Source organism: Staphylococcus sp. HMSC13A10 (genome assembly GCF_001808005.1).
Classification (GTDB): Bacteria; Bacillota; Bacilli; order Staphylococcales; family Staphylococcaceae; genus Staphylococcus; species Staphylococcus pasteuri.
The window spans coordinates 212361-227746 of record NZ_KV791884.1; the positions used below are offsets into that span (position 1 = coordinate 212361).

Annotated in this window: 14 protein-coding genes and 1 other annotated feature (1 of these 15 only partly in view); all 14 genes read right to left on the reverse strand. The window is 32.3% G+C overall.

Translation table 11 applies throughout. From position 1 onward, the window contains the following. Positions 1-12: 12 nt before the first annotated feature. A complete protein-coding gene (locus tag HMPREF3125_RS11350; protein ID WP_017637066.1) occupies positions 13-2202 on the reverse strand; it encodes a RelA/SpoT family protein in 2190 nt (729 codons plus the stop codon). A gap of 537 nt (positions 2203-2739) precedes the next feature. Further along, the gene (locus HMPREF3125_RS11355) at positions 2740-3258 is read right to left on the reverse strand and encodes an adenine phosphoribosyltransferase (RefSeq protein ID WP_029055702.1); all 519 of its coding nucleotides are present in this window, start codon (positions 3256-3258) and stop codon (positions 2740-2742) included. A gap of 14 nt (positions 3259-3272) precedes the next feature. Further along, on the reverse strand, positions 3273-5555 hold the full coding sequence (gene recJ / locus HMPREF3125_RS11360) for a single-stranded-DNA-specific exonuclease RecJ (protein ID WP_070453919.1): 2283 nt from the start codon (positions 5553-5555) through the stop codon (positions 3273-3275). A 123-nt stretch (positions 5556-5678) separates the two neighbouring features. Beyond that, complete coding sequence (gene secDF / locus HMPREF3125_RS11365; RefSeq protein WP_070453921.1) at positions 5679-7958, reverse strand: protein translocase subunit SecDF; 2280 nt, start codon at positions 7956-7958, stop codon at positions 5679-5681. Between the two features lie 318 nt (positions 7959-8276). Then, positions 8277-8537 (reverse strand): preprotein translocase subunit YajC, encoded by a 261-nt coding sequence (yajC, locus tag HMPREF3125_RS11370; RefSeq protein WP_017637062.1) that lies wholly within the window; start codon positions 8535-8537, stop codon positions 8277-8279. A 15-nt stretch (positions 8538-8552) separates the two neighbouring features. Then, positions 8553-9692, reverse strand: coding sequence for a tRNA guanosine(34) transglycosylase Tgt (tgt, locus tag HMPREF3125_RS11375; RefSeq protein WP_017637061.1), 1140 nt, complete (start codon positions 9690-9692; stop codon positions 8553-8555). A gap of 21 nt (positions 9693-9713) precedes the next feature. After that, positions 9714-10739 (reverse strand): tRNA preQ1(34) S-adenosylmethionine ribosyltransferase-isomerase QueA, encoded by a 1026-nt coding sequence (queA, locus tag HMPREF3125_RS11380; protein WP_017637060.1) that lies wholly within the window; start codon positions 10737-10739, stop codon positions 9714-9716. A gap of 1 nt (position 10740) precedes the next feature. Continuing rightward, a complete protein-coding gene (gene ruvB, locus HMPREF3125_RS11385; protein ID WP_017637059.1) occupies positions 10741-11745 on the reverse strand; it encodes a Holliday junction branch migration DNA helicase RuvB in 1005 nt (334 codons plus the stop codon). A gap of 34 nt (positions 11746-11779) precedes the next feature. Next, the gene (gene ruvA / locus HMPREF3125_RS11390; protein WP_017637058.1) at positions 11780-12382 is read right to left on the reverse strand and encodes a Holliday junction branch migration protein RuvA; all 603 of its coding nucleotides are present in this window, start codon (positions 12380-12382) and stop codon (positions 11780-11782) included. 16 nt (positions 12383-12398) lie between these two features. Further along, a complete protein-coding gene (locus HMPREF3125_RS11395; protein ID WP_017637057.1) occupies positions 12399-12854 on the reverse strand; it encodes an ACT domain-containing protein in 456 nt (151 codons plus the stop codon). An 11-nt stretch (positions 12855-12865) separates the two neighbouring features. Beyond that, positions 12866-14158 carry a GTPase ObgE gene (obgE, locus tag HMPREF3125_RS11400; RefSeq protein ID WP_070453922.1) on the reverse strand — a complete coding sequence of 431 codons (1293 nt, stop codon included), beginning with the start codon at positions 14156-14158 and terminating at the stop codon, positions 12866-12868. Between the two features lie 153 nt (positions 14159-14311). Further along, positions 14312-14596 (reverse strand): 50S ribosomal protein L27, encoded by a 285-nt coding sequence (rpmA, locus tag HMPREF3125_RS11405; RefSeq protein ID WP_017637055.1) that lies wholly within the window; start codon positions 14594-14596, stop codon positions 14312-14314. An 11-nt stretch (positions 14597-14607) separates the two neighbouring features. Beyond that, the gene (locus tag HMPREF3125_RS11410) at positions 14608-14928 is read right to left on the reverse strand and encodes a ribosomal-processing cysteine protease Prp (RefSeq protein WP_029055696.1); all 321 of its coding nucleotides are present in this window, start codon (positions 14926-14928) and stop codon (positions 14608-14610) included. 2 nt (positions 14929-14930) lie between these two features. Continuing rightward, positions 14931-15239, reverse strand: a complete 309-nt coding sequence (gene rplU / locus HMPREF3125_RS11415; RefSeq protein WP_002451794.1) for a 50S ribosomal protein L21 — start codon at positions 15237-15239, stop codon at positions 14931-14933. Between the two features lie 12 nt (positions 15240-15251). After that, positions 15252-15386: a sequence feature (ribosomal protein L21 leader region), on the reverse strand (it continues 100 nt past the right edge of the window).

Sequence of the window (15386 nt, forward strand, 5' to 3'; positions counted from 1 at the left end):
ACCTCTTAAGTTCTAGTTCCATACTCTTGTAACAGTATATACATCACCTAACTGTTTAATCTTTTCAACTACACGGTAAACATCATTTACATTTTTAACCATGACACTAATATTAATAACTGCATTTTTATCAATATCGGAACGGCCAGAAACCTTTATTAAACTACCTGCAGTTGAATTGACTGCTTGTAACACTTCATTTAATAGACCATTACGATCATATGCAGTAACTTCAAGATCAACTTGATAACGTTGGGTCGAATCTTTTGATTTAACCCATTCAACCGAAATTAATCTTTCTGTTTCATTTTTTATATTAGGACAATCTGTTCTATGCACTTTAATACCGTGACCTTTGGTGATATAACCTACAATATCATCACCTGGTATAGGATTACAACATTTTGATAGTTTAATTAGAACATTTTCTAGTCCTTCAACATAAACACCACTATCAGTGATAATATCTTCTTTTATTGGTACAGATTTAGTTACCTCTTGTGCTTCGTTTAGTGCTTTTTGTTTATCTAATATTCTTTGACGTTCAGTCAATTTATTAACAATTTGAACTGCAGTTACACCACCAAAACCAACTGCAGCATACAAGTCATCTTCATTTGCAAAATGATATTTTTCATTTACTACTTCTATATTTTTTTCAGTAAGAATATCATCAACTCTAAATCCTTGTTCTTTAATTTCCGCTTCAACCATGAATTTGCCCTTTTCAATATTTGAAGAACGGTCTTGCTTTTTAAAGAAACTTTTAATTTTACTCTTAGCGCTTGATGATTTAACAATTTTTAGCCAGTCTCTACTTGGTCCATAAGAATGTTTACTGGTTCTAATTTCAATGATATCACCAGTTTGAAGAATATAATCAATTGGTACGATTTTTCCATTTACTTTAGCACCAATCATTTTATTTCCTACTTCACTATGAATCGCATATGCAAAATCAATTGGTACCGCACCATATGGCAATTCTATAACATCACTTGCAGGTGTAAATGCATAGACTTTATCACTTTGTAAATCGTATTTTAAAGATTCCATAAATTCTTGTGCGTCAGATGACGTATGGTCTGTTTCAGCTAAGTCTTTTAACCAATTTAATTTATTTTGAAAATCCTGTGTTTTCTCATTTACAGTTTTACCTTCTTTGTATGCCCAATGTGCTGCTACACCATGTTCAGCAATTTCATGCATTTCGTAAGTACGAATTTGTATTTCTAGCGGATCGCCATTAGGACCAACTACAGTTGTATGTAATGATTGGTACATATTTTGTTTAGGCATTGCTATATAATCTTTAAAACGTCCTGGCATAGGTTTCCATAACGTATGTACAAGACCTAAAATTGCATAACAATCATTAATAGTATTAACAATGATTCGTACAGCAAGTAAATCAAATATTTGATCGAATTGCTTTTTCTGTTTCATCATTTTTCTATAAATACTATATATATGCTTTGGTCGACCGTTGATTTCACCAACAATACTCATTTTATCCATTTCACCTTGAATTTGACCAATAGCATTTTCAATATATGCTTCACGTTCACTACGTTTTTTCTTCATTAAATTAACGATGCGGAAATATTGCACGCTATCAATGTATCTTAAGGCAGTATCTTCTAATTCCCATTTAATTGTATTAATACCTAGTCTATGAGCTAATGGGGCATAAATTTCTAGGGTTTCTTTAGAAATTCTAATTTGTTTTTCTCTAGGCATTGCTTTAAGCGTTCTCATATTATGTAATCTATCTGCTAATTTAACTAGAATAACACGCACATCTTTGGCAATGGCTATAAACAATTTACGGTGATTTTCTGCTTGTTGTTCTTCCTTAGAACGATATTTTACTTTTTTTAATTTTGTAACACCGTCTACAATTCTTGCAACTTCTTCATTAAACATATTTTTGACGTCATCAAATGTATACGGCGTATCTTCAATGACATCATGTAAGAAACCTGCAACTATCGTGGGTCCGTCTAATCTCATTTCAGTAAGAATTCCCGCTACTTGTATAGGATGCATGATATATGGCAGGCCATTTTTTCTGAATTGCCCTTGATGTGCTTCATAAGCAATATGATAACTTTTTAAAACATATTGATATTCACTTTCACTTAAATAGGACTTTGCCTTGTAAAGCACTTCGTCAGCACTATAAGGATACTCGTTATTCAATATAGACACCCCACTTATTGATTATATTTCTATCTCTGAACTTTATTATCGATTGTTATGTATTATGCCCTAAAATTAAAAATGATGATAAGAATTTATGCAAATTAAATTTAACTAACTCATTTAGTGAAGGCTTATCTAAAAAACATTTAAATGACTTTATATAATAAATAATCATTAAATGTAACTAATGGCTCAAATTTAAAAAGAAAACAAAATAGCCATGTGACTCAACAATTTTGAATTGCTTTTATTTTATCAAAATTTATAGGTACTGATAAGCTATCTATCATGAATTAAAATATAATATTAGCTATATGATACTACAATTTTTTGAATAAATAAATGAATCTCAATTATATTGTAAAGCAATCCTACATTAATTTTATCTTCACTTTTTATATAAACACATTTGACTGATCTATTAATTCCATAAATGCAAAAAACTAGTTCTCATATATCATATTATTAACGATAATATGTTAATAAGTGTGAGAACTAGCTTATATTCTTTAGTTTACAAGTTTTAAATTAATACTATTCATCGTAAGAAATTAAACTCATTACATCATAATCTTTAATTTTTTCAATACCGTTTAAATATTTTAATTCTATAATGAATGCAATGCCAACTACGATGCCGCCTAATTTTTCAACAAGTTTAATAGCAGCTTCGATAGTACCACCAGTGGCTAATAAATCGTCAGTGATTAATACTCTTTGTCCTGGTCTAATAGCATCTTTATGCATTGTTAAGACATTTGTTCCATATTCTAAGTTATACTCATATTTGATAACTTCGCGAGGTAACTTTCCTTCTTTACGAACTGGTGCAAATCCAATACCCATAGAATATGCTACAGGACAACCAATAATAAATCCGCGAGCCTCTGGTCCAACTACTACGTCCACGTCTTTTTCTCTTGCATACTCTACAATTTGGTCTGTGGCATAACCATAAGCTTTACCATTATCCATAATTGTTGTAATATCTTTAAAACTAACTCCCGGTTTCGGCCAATCTGGAACTTCAGATACATATTGTTTTAAATCCATTTTAAAATTTCCTCCTAATAATTATCTCCCAAATGTGATTTTATCCATTGATTTAAATGCGTAAAATCATCGTATAATAATAATTTTTCAACTTCTATTCTAGACAACCTACTTTGATACATCTGACTTGATTCTATGTCCTGTTTACTAGGTTGAGTCGCAATCGTTATTATACCATCATCTTCGTTAATAAATCCTAATTCTAAAAATACTTTTAACATAAATTTTAGTATATTTGCTTTAATATTGAGAAATTCGCATAACATCATACCTTCATTTGCTAAATTCATTTCTTTTTTATTAATTAAAGCTTTATAACATTTTTTAAATAATTCTTTGCTAGGCATACCTTCAAAATAAATTGAAGCTTTATGTTGGAATACGATATAAACTTGAGAGATTTGCGTTTGTTGTAAAGTAAGTTTTAGCTCATCAAGCGTCATGGGTAAATCTCTTAATACCATTTTCTCAAAATGATCAGGTACAGTTTCACCATAATAAAATTCATTTTCATTTAATTTTTGTGCTTTAGATTGAATCATAAAAGCAGTAGTTTCATCATTATTTAAGAAATCTGTATTTTTACTTTTACTTCGGTAGTCCAATATTTGCAATGTATCCATAGCAATATCTTGAACCATAAATTGAGGTGTTTGATTACCGTTCCACTCATTAATTTGAAGATTACCAATTAAATTTACAGGTTGATCAATTTCTAATTGAGATGCATATGCACCATTTTGCCAAAACAATGAAACTAAATTTGATTCACCTAATGTCATTTTTAAATGATTCTGTTCTTTTCCTATTGCTTTAAGAGATTTAATAGCAATATCTCTTATTTCAAATAACGGAGAAGTGAAATCCGTACCAAAAGGTCTTAATTTTTGAATATCTCTAATATTTTTAATTGTAATATCAGATTCATCTAGTAATACATCAACATTCTTACTTGGCTCTAGCGATGTTGTTTCACTTAAACGCGCCATCCAATCATTTAAGCCAGTGCGTAACTCATCTATATTATCAATGTCCATCGTCATTCCTGCAGCCATATGATGGCCACCAAACTTGCTAATTAAATCTTGGTGCGCACTTAATATTTCGAACATTGATACTTGTTCAATTGATCTTGCTGACCCTTTAGCATGATTCTGTTCATAATCAATATTTAATATTAACGTTGGCAAACTATATGTTTCTACAATTTTAGAAGCAACGATACCTAATACACCTTCGTGCCAATCTTCTTTAGCTAACAATAGAAATTGGTGACCTTGCTTAACATAGTCTTCTGCCATTGCAAGTGCTTCTTCTGTTATAGAAGCGACAATATCTTTACGTTCTTGATTAAAATGCTCTACTTGTTCTGCCAAGAATTCCGCTTCTTCTGGACTATCTGACATCAATAGCTCAGCAGCTAAAGATGCATCTTCCAATCTTCCTACTGCGTTTAATCTTGGACCAATAATAAATCCTATTGTTTCTTCTGAAATTTCATCATTGAAACTTGCTTGATTCAATAACGCTTTTATTGCTATAGGACAACTTTCATTCATTACTCGCAACCCATTTTGAACAATCGAACGATTCTCATCTGTTAAAGATACTAAATCCGCAATTGTTCCAATCGCAGCGTACGCTTTAAAATAATTTGGTACATTATCTAACAATGTTTGTGCTAGTTTGTATGCTACTCCTGCACCACATAAATATTTAAATGGATAATCAAATTCTGGATGCATTGGGTGTACGATAGCATATGCTTCAGGTAAGGTACGACCTATTTCATGATGATCGGTCACAATCACATCTACACCTAAATCTTGTACCATTTTAATTTCATTATGACCTTGTATACCATTATCCACTGTAATAATTAGTGATACGCCTTCATCATAGGCATTTTGGAAGGCCATTTCATTAGGTCCATATCCTTCTGTAAAACGGTTTGGAATATACCATCCTACTTGAGCTCCTAACTTTTGAAGTGTATGTACTAATATTGTTGTAGAAGTAACGCCATCAGCATCATAATCTCCATACACAAGAATGCGTTCATTTTTATCGATGGCTTGATTAATTCGTTCAACTGTTTTGTCGATATCACTTAAAAGAGAGGTTTCATGATCTATTTCCACACCATTTAGTGTTTGTTGAATGCCTTCTTCGTCAACAATATGTTTACTTTCTAAAATTTTCTTAATAATAGGTGATAGTTTTAATCGTTTAACAATATCATCAGTTATATATTCAGTTGGGTTATTTAAATTCCAATTATATTTAGATTTAATCATAAGTAACCTTCCTCATTTCCAAATGTCATTATATCTAAAATTGAAGAAAATAAAAAGGTTGAGCCTTTGTTGGGAAAATCTATTGCAGATTATATCCAACATTTATGCTCAACCTTTAGTTAATTATACTACTATTTTTTCATCATTTGATTTTTTCTCTTTATAAACAACTAGTTTATGATTAGATGATTTTTTCAATTGACGTTTTTTCATAATTCCCCATAGAGGAACAGCAATGAATACAGATGAGAATACACCTGAAATTAATCCAATTAATAATGCTAATGAGAAATTAAATATTGTTGGTGCTCCTAATAAAAGGATTGCCACAACAACAACGACTACTGTTAATACGGTATTAATTGAACGTGTCATTGTTTGTCTAATTGATCTATTAACAATATCATCGATTTGTTCTGATGTAGTGATGACCTTAATTTTATGAAGGTTTTCACGTACACGGTCAAACGTAACAATTGTATCGTTAATTGAATAACCAACTATCGTTAAAATTGCTGCGATAAACGTTAAGTCAACTTCTAAACGTAATAAACTAAATACAGCAACTATGATAAATACGTCATGTAATAATGCTAAAACAGAAGATAATCCCATTCTCCATTCAAATCGCAGTGACACATAGATAATAATACCTAATGCAGCATAAACTAATGCAAGCATTGCATTTTTGGCTAATTCTTGTCCAATAAGTGGTGAAACTGTATTAATTTGTGGAGTATCACCAAATTCGGATTTCATTTTGTCACTTAATTGATTATCTTTGGCTTGAGATAAATCTTGTTTGAACTGAATTGTCGCATTTTTACTACCAGATCCATTAATTTGAATTTGATCTGCTTCTAGTCCGACATCTTTCACTACTTTTTCAACTTTGGATTGCGTTAATGGTTCTTTTGATTGTAAATCAACACGTGTACCTGCAGAGAAATCAATTCCTAAGTTCAATTTGAAAATGTACAGAATAACCAAACCTACAACAACGATTAAAATACTTAAACTAATGAGTGGTTTAGCTAATTTAACAAAATTCCATTTTTCAAATGAAGTTTTTAAATCATGCACATCTTTACCTTCACTAATATCATGTCTATCTTGTTTCTTAACACCGAATAACCAGAATTTTTTCTTAAATAGATTTGAATAAACAAGTAATGATAATAGTAATCTAGATAAGAATACTGCAGTTACGAAGATCATCAATATACCAAGTAACAGCATTGTCGCGAAACCTTTAACTGAGCTTTCACCGAAGAAGAATAATACTGCTGCGGCAATTACAGTTGTTAAGTTTGAATCGAAGATAGTTAAGAATGAACTTTTATTTGCTTTGGAATATGCTTGTTTAAGCGTCCTACCTATTCTCAACTCATCTTTAATCCGCTCGTACATGATGATATTAGCATCTACTGCCATTCCGACACCTAATACTAACGCTGCTAGACCAGGTAATGTAAGGACACCTGATATAAAGTTAAATGCTACTAGAGTTAGATAAATATATGTTGTTAATGCAATAATTGCCACTAAACCTGGTAATCTATAGAAACCTAACATAAATAGGTAAATTAGTGCTACCCCAACTACTGAAGCAAAGATTGTTTTATCTAAAGCGTCTTGACCAAATTCCGCACCTACTGAGTTAGAATAAATTTCTTTAAGATCAACTGGTAAAGAACCGGCATTTAATAGCTCTGAAATTTGCTTAGCTTTTTTAACGCCTTCTTGACCATGGAATCCACCAGAAATTTCTACACTGTCGGAATTAATTGGTTGATCAACATTTGCAGCTGATACGAATTTAGGATCTTTTTTGTTAGCTTCTTTTTTATAGCTATCGCCTTTTTTGAAGTCTAACCAAACAACCATCACATTATTTTGCTTTTTAGATATTTCTTCAGTTACTTTCTTAAATTTGTTTTTATCTTTGACTTTAAAAGTAACTGTTGGGTCATTTGTATTTTGTTTAAATTCTTGCTTAGCAGACCCTTGTTTAATATCTGCACCGCTTAATTTAACTTTATCATCTGCATCACGAATCGTTAAATTAGCTTGAGATGATAAAATCTTTCTTGCTTCTTTCTGATCTTTAACCCCTGCAAGTTGTACTCTTATCCTATTAGGATCTTCAACTTGGATTTTAGGTTCAGAAACACCTAATACGTTAACACGGTTTTCTAGGGTTTGCGCTGTTGATTGCAACGCATTTTTATCAATTTTATCACCCTTATGTAATGGATCAACTTGATAAAGTACCTCGAAGCCACCTTGTAAATCAAGGCCTAAGTTAACATTCTTAATTACATTCTTGTATGTAAGACCCATACCTGCGAACAGAAGGACTACCAGTAGTAAGAATGCAATCAGTCTACTACTTTTCTTCACATGAACACCTCATTATGTACTTTTGATACTAGAATACTCGAAAAATCCTAATATTTGCAAGTCGGAATCAAAAGATTAACTTTTTACGACCTATTCATATTAACATACTACACTTTAGAGCGAAATTATTGGATACTTTCTTATTAGGAATTGATTTGTAAACTTAAAGAAAGTAAGCTATTTAGTTCACTATAAAATTCGCTTAATGAATTAAAATATATATAATTTTGGATAAAAATAAAAATACTGATACTACCTAAATTGATAGCACCAGTATTTATAATTAATAACAATTAAACTAACATTTTTTATTTTACTTTATGAAGGATCAACTTGTTTAATAGCTGGTTTTTCAAAAGTCATTTCAGTACCGTGTCCATTTACTGTTACGACTACTGTTGTTTCGTCAACTGCTTTAACTGTACCTTTAATTCCACCGATTGTAGTAATTCTTTGGCCAGCTTCAACACGACTGATCATTTCACGATGCTCTTTAGCACGTTTTTGTTGTGGTCTAATTAAGAAGAAATACATTAGAGCCAATAATAAGATCGGTAATATCAATGATGTAAATTGCATGTTACATTCTCCTCTTTAAAAGTTTTTAGGGTTATCTACATTTAATCCATACTGTTCGAAGAATTCTGCTTTAAAATCTAAAAGTCTATCTTCTCGAATGGCTTGTCTAATATCTTCCATTAATTTTAGCAGAAAATGTAAATTATGAATAGTAGTAAGACGTATACCAAAAGTTTCTTCTGCTTTGATTAAGTGTCTTATATATGCTCTAGAATAATTTTTACATGTATAACAATCACAATTTTCATCTAATGGTCTTAAATCATCTGCAAATTTAGCATTCTTAATAACTAAACGTCCATTTGAAGTCATACATGTACCATTTCTAGCTATACGAGTTGGTAGTACGCAGTCAAACATATCCATTCCACGAATACTACATTCAATCAATGCGTCTGGTGATCCCACACCCATTAAATATCTAGGTTTATCTTTAGGCATGAATTGTTCTGTATGTTCAACCATCTCGTACATAACTGGCTTAGGTTCTCCTACTGAAAGGCCACCAATTGCATATCCAGGAAAATCTAATTCGACAAGCTCTTTAGCGCTTTGTTCACGTAAATCCTTATATTCACCACCTTGGATAATTCCAAAAAGTGATTGTTCTTCAGGACGAGCATGTGCTTTTAAACATCTTTCTGCCCAACGTGTAGTTCTTTCAATAGAATTTTTTACATATTCATATTCAGAAGGCATAGGTGGACATTCATCAAACGCCATCATGATGTCTGAACCTAAATCATTTTGAATTTGCATTGATTTTTCAGGACTTAAAAATAATTTAGAACCATTTGTATGATGTCTAAATTCAACGCCTTCTTCTGAAATTTTACGTAAATTACTTAAACTAAAAACTTGGAATCCTCCAGAATCAGTTAAAATAGGACCATTCCAATTCATGAATTTATGGAGTCCCCCAGCGTGTTTGATGATATCATTTCCAGGTTGCAACCACAAATGATAGGTATTTCCTAAAATAATCTGAGCCTCTATTTGACGCAATTCTTCTGGACTCATAGTTTTAACGGTAGCTTTAGTACCAACTGGCATAAACATAGGTGTTTCAAATGAGCCATGTGGCGTATGTACAATACCTAATCTTGCACCTGATTGTTTACAAGTTTTAATATGTTCATATGTTACTGCAGGCATAAAATATATCCTCACATTCTTTTATATAATTAACATTGCATCTCCAAAACTAAAGAATCTATATTCCATTTCTACTGCTTTTTTGTATGCATTCAAAATGTACTGTCTACTACTAAACGCTGATACTAACATGACTAGCGTTGATTTTGGTAAATGGAAGTTAGTGATCAGACCATCTATAGCTTTGTATTCAAATCCAGGATAGATAAAGATATCTGTCCAACCACTTTTTTCTACAAATTCAGAGTGATCTCTACGTATTGTTTCTAGTGTTCTGGTTGAAGTCGTTCCAACAGAAATGATTCGATGACCTTTTGCTTTTGTCTCATTTAATAAATCTGCAGTTTGCTGTGTCATTTGATAATATTCACTATGCATTTCGTGATCATCGATATTATCTACACTAACTGGTCTAAATGTTCCAAGTCCAACATGCAAAGTGATAAATGCTATATTCACACCTTTTTCTTTGATAGCTTCTAATAAACTATCAGTAAAGTGTAACCCGGCAGTTGGCGCTGCAGCAGAACCGCTTTCTTTAGCATAAACAGTTTGATATCTGTTTGGATCATCTAAGCGTTCCTTAATATAAGGTGGTAAAGGCATCTCACCAAGTTCATCCAATCGTTCTTGTAAAATGCCATCATAATGCAAGCGCATAATTCTGCCACCTTGTTCTAACTCTTCAATACACTCAGCTATAATTTTGCCTTCTCCAAAGTTAAGTTTATTTCCAACTTTAATACGCTTAGCTGGTTTTAATAGAACTTCCCAATCATTATCTTCAATTTGCGTTAACATAAGCATTTCAACTTTGGCACCAGTTTCTTCTTTCAAACCAAAAAGTCTGGCTGGCATTACTCTAGTATCGTTTAATACTAACGTATCTCCTGGTTCAAAATAATTGATTACATCTCTGAAGTGAAGATGTTCCATGTCACCGGTATTTCTATCTAAAACTAATAATCTACTTTGGTCTCTATTTTTTAAAGGTGTTTGCGCAATTAGAGATTCAGGTAAATCATAGTCGAAATCTTCAATATTCAACTTACTCCCTCATTTCATTATTATGACTAAAATGTTCATGCGCTAAAGGTGTTGCTTTTCTACCGCGTGGTGTACGTTCTAAAAATCCTTTTTGAATTAAGAAAGGTTCATATACATCTTCTATAGTAATACGTTCTTCTCCAATAGAGACAGCAATCGTATCTAAGCCCACTGGTCCACCTTTATATTGATTTAAAATACAGTTCATCATCTTATGATCAATATAATCTAAGCCATAATCATCTACTTGTAATAATTTTAATGCGCGTTTTGTAGTTTCAATATATATTTGATCATCTTCATTAACTTGTTGGAAATCTCTTACTCTTTTTAATAAACGGTTTGCTACACGAGGTGTACCTCTAGAACGCTTAGCTAATTCAATGGCACTTTCATTATCAATGTCTGTTCCTAGTACCTCAGCTGTTCTTATAATGATTTCCTTCAAATCTGCTTCATTATAGTATTCTAATCTTAAATGTACTCCAAATCGATCTCTTAGCGGACCTGTTAAACTACCTGCTCTTGTAGTCGCACCTACGAGTGTAAACGGCGGTAAATCGATACGTATACTACGTGCTTCATCACCTTTTCCTATAATAATATCTAGGAAAAAATCTTCCATGGCCGGATACAATACTTCTTCAACTACACTACTTAAACGATGTATTTCGTCTATAAAAAGTACATCTCCTGGTTGTAAACCAGAAAGAATAGCAGCCAGATCCCCTGGACGTTCTAAAGAAGGTCCAGAAACCGTTCTAATATTAACTTCCATTTCATTAGCAATAATATTAGATAACGTAGTTTTACCTAATCCTGGGGGACCATATAATAGAACATGATCTAAAGGTTCTTCTCTTAATTTAGCTGCTTTTATAAATACCTCTAAATTACTTTTGATAGAAGATTGACCAATATATTGTTTTAATTTCGTAGGTCGTAAAGATAATTCGAAGTCAGATTCTTCACTATGTACAGATTGATCGACCATTCTTTCATCCATATCATTTCCCCCTTTCATTTGTTAAATTAGGTAATTAAGAAACCAACGTTTGTAGACCGATTTTAACTGCTTCATCAACAGAATTGATATTAGATTGTTTTAAAACCTTTTCTACTTTAGATAATTCACGTTTTGAGTAACCTAATGCTTCTAAAGCCAACATTGCTTCCTTAATCATAGGTTCATTATCTGTAGAGTTAGAAGTAATGTTCAATAATGTTTCACTATTTTCTTCAGTGATTTGAACTTTACCTTTTAAATCTAACACGATTTGTCGAGCAGTTTTTTTACCAATGCCTGGAAACTTAGTTAAATACGTATCATTTTCGTTTTCAATTGCTTGTTTTACTTCATTAGGCGTACTAGTAGCAAGTATAGCTAATGCTGACTTAGGACCAATACCAGTCACCTTAATTAAACTTAAGAACATATCTTTCTCTTCTTCATTAATGAAACCATAAAGTAATTGAGCGTCTTCTCTAACAATTAATGACGTATATATTTGAACTTCATTATCTAAATATTTTTGAAAACGGTATGAATTAGGTGTCTGAATCTCATAACCTACTCCGTTTACATCAACAACAACATGTGTTGGGAACAACTGTGTTAACTGCCCTTTAATATACGCGTACATTTTATCACTTCCTTATTTACATACTCATGCTTATCAATTCAACTTTGGAAACATGTTCGATTTCTCTTAATGCTTTTATTACATCATCAATCATAAGTTCAGATGAAGACGCATTTAATGATAGAGTAATCGTCGCTTTATCTTCCATAGGTACACTTTGGTGAATTGTAAGTACTGATAATTCTAATTGAGAAATTGTATTTAATACTTGAGCCAACATTCCAACAATATCATTAACATATAAAATTAATGTAAATTCTCGATGATCTAATAATTTTTCATCAACTGGAAATATAGTTTCTCTATACTTATAGAAAGCACTTCTTGATAAACCGTATTGTTTTACAGCATCATAGATGGACAACTCAGAATTATTTTTCAAAGCATCTTTAATTTTCAGCGTTTTAATTACTGATTCTGGTAAAACGTCTTCGCGAATAAGATAAAATTTCTTATATTCTTTATTGTCCATCTTTCGCACTCCTATTCTATAAATTCAAATTCTCCACCAAGAATTCTTACAATATCTCCATTACTACAACCTCTTGCTCTAAGTGCATCATCAATACCCATAGAACGCATTTGTCTAGCAAATCTACGTACGGCTGGATCACTATTAAAGTCTGTCATCTTGAATGTTCTTTCAATAGCATTGCCACTAACAACATAAGCACCATCATCATCTCTAGTAATAGTGAATGTATCTTGAGAAGGAGTATGTTTATATACAACTCTGTTAACACCGACATTGTCATCTTCTTCAACTGAGAAATCAATATCTTTCACTTTATCTAATTGATCAGCAATTGTATAAAGTAATTGATCGATGTTATTTCTAGAAACAGCTGAAAGTGGGATAATCGTGTGTTCAGTACCTACTTCTTCTTTAAATAACTCTAAATTATCTTCAGCATCTGGCATATCCATTTTATTAGCAACAATAATTTGTGGTCTATCTTCTAAACGTTGTTTATATGCAACTAATTCTTTGTTTATCACATGATAGTCCTCAACAGGATCTCTGCCTTCCGAACCACTCATATCAATCATATGAACGATAACTTTAGTTCGTTCAACATGACGTAAAAATTGATGACCTAATCCAACTCCGTCTGACGCACCTTCTATTAAACCAGGTAAATCTGCCATAACGAAACTTCTGTTATCTGGTGTTGATACAACACCTAAATTAGGTTTAATTGTTGTAAAATGATACGCGCCAATTTTAGGTTTAGCTTTAGATACAATTGATAGCAATGTTGATTTTCCTACACTAGGGAAACCGACTAGACCAACGTCTGCTAGTAACTTCAGTTCTAAAGTTACATCAATTTCTTCACCAGGTTCACCTTTTTCACTGAAGTCTGGTGCTGGGTTTCTAGGTGTAGCAAATCGCGAATTCCCACGACCACCACGACCACCTTTAGCTACAATTGCTCTTTGACCATCTTCTACAAGGTCTGCAAGTACTTCTTCAGTTTCTATGCTTTTAACAATAGTGCCAGGTGGTACTTTTAAAACCAAATCTTCAGCATTTCTACCGTGCATATTACTGCTTTGACCATTCTCACCTTTTTTTGCTTTAAAGTGTGTTTGATATCTAAAGTCTAATAAAGTTCTTAAACCTTCATCTACTTCAAATATTACTGAAGCACCTTTGCCGCCGTCTCCACCTGCTGGTCCACCCAATGGTACGTATTTTTCTCTTCTATATGCAGTAATACCATTACCGCCATCTCCTGCTTTAAGAGATATTTTGACCTGATCGACAAACATATATCTCACCTCTTTTACTTAAATTAGTTTTCATTATCTTTTTAATTATATCATTAAGTGTATTTGTAGAAAAATTTTAGTTCTACCAAAAATTGACTTTTTAAACAAAATAAAACACCAGAAGTCTTCACTTCTGGTGTTATCTAGACAAAATTATTCAGCTACTGTATATACAGAAACTTGTTTTTTGTCGCGACCTTTGCGTTCAAATTTAACAACGCCGTCGATTTTAGCGAATAATGTATCATCGCCACCACGACCTACATTTTCACCAGGGTAAATTTTAGTACCACGTTGGCGATAAAGAATTGAACCACCTGTAACGTATTGACCGTCAGCACGTTTAGCACCTAAACGTTTTGATTCAGAGTCACGTCCGTTTTTTGTAGAACTTACCCCTTTTTTAGATGCGAAGAACTGTAAGTTTAATTTTAACATCGGGATACACCTCACTTATAATTTAATCTGATATTTTCATTATATTCTTCTTCAATTGTTTGTAAAGATACAAGCATTGCTTTAAGAATTAATTGTGCTTCATCGTTATCTGTATCAACACTTCTTATATGAAAATGACCACCATCATCGTCATAATCGATATCTGGCTTTTCAGTAGTCAATCCCATAATAGCATTAACACTACCAAATAATACTGCTGAAGCTCCAGCACAGACGATGTCATGACCATATTCACCATGATCAGCATGGCCATCCATAACGACATCTGTTACTTTGCCTTCATCATTAACTGTAATATCAACAGTAATCATAATTACGCGTTAATTTTATCGATAGTTAATTTAGTATATGGTTGACGATGGCCTTTTTTACGTTTAGAGTCTTTACGACGTTTGTAAGTGAATACAGTGATTTTTTTACCGCGACCGTTTTTATTAACAGTAGCTGTAACAGTAGCACCTTCAACAGTTGGCGCACCAACTTTAACTGAATCTCCACCTACAAATAATACTTTATCAAATGTGAAAGAATCACCTTCGTTTACGTCTAATTTTTCAACGTAAATTTCTTGTCCTTCTTCTACTTTGATTTGTTTTCCACCTGTTTCAATAATAGCAAACATACTTTGCACCTCCTATATTATAAGTCACGCCATATATAGGTGACATTGTCATTAAGTAAAGCGTTCGCACTCTTCGTTGTTTCATTCGTGATTCGAATCATTTATCTAAATAAACTCATCTCTCACTTATTTCAACGCCTCGATTGT